Source organism: Rhodococcus sp. NPDC057014 (assembly GCF_042673295.1).
In the GTDB taxonomy this organism is placed as follows: Bacteria; Actinomycetota; Actinomycetes; order Mycobacteriales; family Mycobacteriaceae; genus Rhodococcus_F.
Genome location: NZ_JBHUSF010000470.1, coordinates 1 through 4,911, shown reverse-complemented (window position 1 = coordinate 4,911; position 4,911 = coordinate 1). Strand labels below are relative to the sequence as shown.

At 69.0% G+C, this 4,911-nt stretch carries 4 protein-coding genes; 3 read left to right on the top strand and 1 reads right to left on the bottom strand.

All coding sequences use genetic code 11. The features are described from left to right. Positions 1-170: 170 nt before the first annotated feature. On the bottom strand, positions 171-434 hold the full coding sequence (locus ACFTZB_RS42975; protein ID WP_378441665.1) for a WhiB family transcriptional regulator: 264 nt from the start codon (positions 432-434) through the stop codon (positions 171-173). A 193-nt stretch (positions 435-627) separates the two neighbouring features. Here ACFTZB_RS42975 and ACFTZB_RS42970 point away from each other — a divergent pair, with 193 nt between their 5' ends. From ACFTZB_RS42970 to ACFTZB_RS42960, 3 genes are all read left to right on the top strand, one after another. After that, positions 628-2,046: a PLP-dependent cysteine synthase family protein gene (locus ACFTZB_RS42970; RefSeq protein ID WP_378441663.1), complete on the top strand. Its 1,419-nt coding sequence runs from the start codon at positions 628-630 to the stop codon at positions 2,044-2,046. Between the two features lie 82 nt (positions 2,047-2,128). Continuing rightward, positions 2,129-3,490: an MFS transporter gene (locus tag ACFTZB_RS42965; RefSeq protein WP_378441661.1), complete on the top strand. Its 1,362-nt coding sequence runs from the start codon at positions 2,129-2,131 to the stop codon at positions 3,488-3,490. Positions 3,491-3,540: 50 nt separating this feature from the next. After that, positions 3,541-4,818: a PLP-dependent aminotransferase family protein gene (locus ACFTZB_RS42960; protein ID WP_378441659.1), complete on the top strand. Its 1,278-nt coding sequence runs from the start codon at positions 3,541-3,543 to the stop codon at positions 4,816-4,818. Positions 4,819-4,911 lie beyond the last annotated feature (93 nt).

Below are 4,911 nucleotides of genomic sequence, written 5' to 3'. Positions count from 1 at the left end.
CGTCGACGGGGCCATCCACCACGTCCGGTGTTCTGACCCCTCTTCTCGAACACCGCATGTCACCGCAGCCTCTCCCAAGACCGCGGCACACTGAACGTACTTGCTTTCCGGGAGCGGCGCACCAAATCAATTCTTTGCGAATATAACTCGGCTTTCGTGCTCGACGTAGCTCAGCGGCCGAGTCGAGCGAGCCGTTCGCCCGGCGTCGTCGCTCCCCAGACTCCGTGCTGTTGGCCGGTGTCGAGCGCATACGCGAGGCATTCCTCCACCACCGCGCAGCCGCGGCAGAACTCCTTGGCGAGATCCTCCCGCTCGAAGCGCGCGTTCCTGCGTTCGGCGTCCGCCGGGAAGAAGATCTCCGCGTCCTCTTCATGGCAACGCGCGGACAGCCGCCACTGCCACAGCTCCGTGTCGTGACGCTGCAGTGTTGTCACCGGTGTCGACATCTTTTCGACTACTCCCTTCGGTCTCGGTCGTCCCGTAGTACAGCCGATCGGCTGTCGCCGGAGAAGAATTCGAATCTCGAGGATGCGAAGATCCGATCGGCGTGACTCGAATCCTGTTGTTCGGCGATCGTCCTTGCCATGCTGATCGAGTGACACCGGTGCGGCCTCGAAAGGTAGAGCCATGACCATCCTCGATCCACCCACAGTCGATGCTGCGAGCCTCGGCGTCTACGACTCGATCACCGATGCCATCGGCAACACACCCCTCGTTCGGTTGAACCGGGTCACCGAAGGCATCTCCGCGACGGTGTACGCCAAGCTCGAGTTCCTCAATCCCGGCGGAAGCGTGAAGGACCGTGCCGCCCTGGCCATGATTCGCGCGGCGGAGGAATCGGGAGAGCTGCTCCCCGGGGGCACCGTCGTGGAAGGCACGTCGGGCAATACCGGGGTCGGTCTGACGTTGGTCGCTGCCGCCCGGGGTTACCGTTCGGTCGTCGTCGTGCCCGACAAGACCAGCGCCGAAAAGATCGGGTTGTTGCGGGCGCACGGGGCGCAGGTGCATGTGACGCCCGGCGGACGGCCCAGTCATCATCCTGAATTCGTCCGCAACGTCGCCACTCGGCTCGCCGCGGAGATCCCCGGCGGCTGGCTCGCCGGCCAGTACGACAACCCGGCCAATCCGGACGCGCACCGCACCACGACCGGACCGGAGATCTGGCGGCAGACCCAGGGCCGGGTCACCCATCTCGTGGCGGGAGTCGGAACCGGTGGGACCATCACGGGGACAGGGGAGTTCCTGGCCGAGGTCTCCGGCGGCGCCGTGCAGACAGTCGGCGCGGACCCCGAAACCTCCGTGTACGGCGGAGGCGACGGCCGGGCCTGGTACATCGAATCCGTCGGCCACTTCCTGCACCCGCAGACCGAGACAGACGAGTGGCCGGACTCCTTCCACCCGGACGTCGTCGACCGACTCGAGCGGATCACGGACGTCGAGGCCCTCACGGTGCTGCACCGCCTCGCCCGGGAGGAAGGACTCCTCGTCGGGGGTTCCGCCGGCACCGCGGTCGCCGCCGCCCTGCGGGTCGCGCGGACTCTCGGACCGGACGACGTCGTGGTCGTGATCGTCCCGGACTCGGGCCGGGCGTACCTGTCGAAGTACTTCGACAGCGAATGGCTCGGACGGCTCGGCTTCCCGCTCTACCACGCAGCGAGCGGACCCGTCGTGGGTCACACACTGGGTGGCCGGGGAAGCGCACCCCGGACAGTGCCGTCCACCGCGACCGTGGCCGAGGCACGTGACGTGCTCACGGACACCCCGGCGCTTCCCGTCGTGCTGGCGCGCCCGGGTACCGGTCCGATCGTGGTCGCGGAGATCCTGGGGGCCGTCGGCCCCGAGGCGCTGTCGGACGCTCCGGACGACGACCCGGTCGGCGCGCACGTTGCTCAGCAGCTGCCCGTCGTGGGTGTCACCGAGGAGTTGTCGGTGGCAGCGCGGCGAATCGGTGGACACCGGGGGCCGGTGGTCGTGGCCGAGGCCGGGCGGGTGGTGGCGCTCGCAGACGCCGACGACATCCGCACCGCCGCGGGCGAGCATCGGTAGGCCTATCCTGACCGACCTCGACACAGCACCGGAACGCACCGATGCCGGACCGGCGCTCCGCGACACGGCTGGACGTCGGGAGATGCTCGTCTGCGCCGCCGCCGGTTTCACCACACTCCTCGACTCCGCTGTGCTGGGCATCGGCCTGCCGGCCATCCGGTCGTCCCTCGATGCGGGGACGGCGGACGTGCAGTGGATCCTGGCGAGCTACTCACTGACCTTCGGTCTCGCCCTCGTCCCGGCGGGGCGGATGGGCGATCTGATCGGCCGCAGGCGGCTGTTCCTCGCCGGGCTGAGCCTGTTCGCCGTCATGGGCCTGGTCGGTGCCCTCGCCGCGGAGCCGTGGACCGTCGTTGCGGCCCGCCTCGGACAGGGCGCCGGGGCGGGAGTCGTCAGTTCCCAGGTCCTCGGCATCATCTCCGACCGCTACTCCGGGCCTCGCCGGGCCAAGGCACTCGCGGCATACGGAACGGCCGGGGGGCTCGCCGGTTTCATCGGTCCGATCGCCGGTGGTGTGCTCCTCAGGGTCGGGGGTCCCGATTGGGGGTGGCGGCTGCTGCTCGTGCTGAACGTGCCGTTCGCGGTCGTCACCGTGACGCTCGGCGCGCTGTTCCTGCGCCGCGACAGCCGCGCCCGGTCGGGGGCGACGGTCGATGTCGTCGGTCTCGGGCTGCTCGCGGCTGCGACGACGCTGCTGCTGTTGCCGATGGTGTCGCGCTTCGGGGCGACGCGAGCGGTGCTGTCGGTGTCGGGTTCGATCCTCGCTCTGGGGTGTTTCCGCTGGTGGGAACGGCGCTACGCGAGTCGCGGCGGCACGCCCGTGCTGCTACCTGCCTTGATGCGGGCACGTGGCTACACCCTGGGTACGGCGGTCGCGCTGTTCTGGTTCGGCGCCCTCCTGGCGATGAACGCCGTGATGAGCCTCTATCTGATCGAGGGACTCGGCATCGCACCGCTGCACGCCGCCCTGGTGATGTCGGGAAGTTCGGTGATGATGGCCGTGACCTCGGCAGTCGGCTGGCGGGTGGTCGCACGGTTCGGTCGCGCCGCGGTGGTGGGTGCCATCGCCGCGGAACTGTTCGTCGTCGCCGGATACGTGCTCGCGGTCACTGTGCTGCCGCGGACGTCGGTGCTCGCGGTGGTCGCCGCACTGGCCGTTCTGTCCGGGGTCGCGAGCGGATTCGTCGACGCCCCCAACCGTGCGATGACGCTCGAGCATGCGCCGGCGGGTGTGAGCGGCGTGGCCGTCGGATTCCTGCAGCTGTCGCAGCGGCTGTCGGCCACCGTCAGCCTCGCCGCGGTGCCCGGCATCTATCTGGGGGTCCTGTCCGCGGACACCGGGAACTACGGCCGCGCAATGGCGGCGGGGCTTGCCGTGTGCGCCGGAATGCTGGTGTCGTCGTTGGCATGTGCCGTCCGGGACGGCCGCAGGAGACGAGTATGACGATTCCGTGTGATTCAGCCCGCCGCGCAACGACAATGGAGCACAGAATCGTGTCAGCACAATCCGCACACCGGCAGATCCGGCTCGGCCTCCTCACCAACCCGCCCGGCAACGGTTCCCGCGGGCAGATCCGTCCCGGTGATGTTCGGCATCCCGGCCGCGTCCTCGACCATTACACCCATCTCGCCCGGACCGCGCCCTCGCCGCGTGATCCGTCGTACACTCTCGACCACGAAGGAAGTTCGAACATGAGGATCATCACATCCCCTCCTCCGTCCTCGTTGTCCCGCTTGATCACTCGCCCGCTCGAAGCAAGTGGATTCGGGCCGCCGCCGGCCTCCCTGCCGCCGGACGCGATCCGCCTGGTAGGCGGGGTTCCCGCCGACGAGGCGCTCCCGGTGAACGAACTGGCGGCCGCGTTCGCTGTCGCCCTCGCGTCGCCTCCGACAGGCGCACGGGCGCTGCAGTACTCGGTGGCCCCGGGCATCGCGACGCTTCGCGAGTGGATCGCGGGACGGGAGAGCGACGAGTCCGGTGTCGTCGATCCGGACCGGGTGGTCGTCACCAACGGCGCACTGCACGGACTGAGCCTGGTCTTCGCCGCCGTCCTCGACCCCGGCGACCTGGTGGCCGTCGAGAGCCCTACTTTTCCCGTTGCGCTGCGGGTGCTCGACCACTACGGAGCCCAGCTCCTGCCGGTGCCGAACACCGGGGGACGTCTCGACCTCGACGTCTTCGAGAGCCACCTGCAGGCAGGGCGGATCCCGAAGCTGTTCTACGTGATCCCCGACTTCCACAATCCGACCGGCACGACTCTCGCAGCCGACGACCGGTCGCGGCTCGTCGCCCTCGCCGAGCGCTACGGGTTCGTCGTCGTCTCCGACAACCCGTACCGCGAGCTCCGGTTTCGGGGCACAGCTGTTCCTGACTTCCCGCTCGACAGCGATCGGGTGGTGCGGGTCAATACGTTCTCCAAGACCCTTGGACCCGGGCTTCGACTGGGCTGGGCGGTCGTCCCGCCCTGGCTCCAGGCCGGACTGTTGCGGTTGCGCGCGAACCTCGATCAGCACGCGTCGTTGCTGACCCAATCCGCCGTGGCGCATCTGCTCGGTCGGCCGGGACTGTTCGACGGCATCGTCGCGAACGCCCGCACCCTCTACCGGGAGCGAGCAGATCTGCTGGCCGACGTTCTCACCGCGGAGGCAGGTGATCTGGTGTCGATTCCGCAGGCCGAAGGCGGAATCTTCGCCTGGGCCACGGTGACCGACCCTGATATCGACCTCGCGGACGTGCGCGCCGCCGCCGAAGCGGGCCGCGCGGGCGTATAGGGGGGCCGGGAAGTGGAACCCCGCCCGGCCCGGCACGAAGCAACGATCCAGCGCCGGGGGGTATAGATCCAAAGATTAAAAAAACAACCGAAC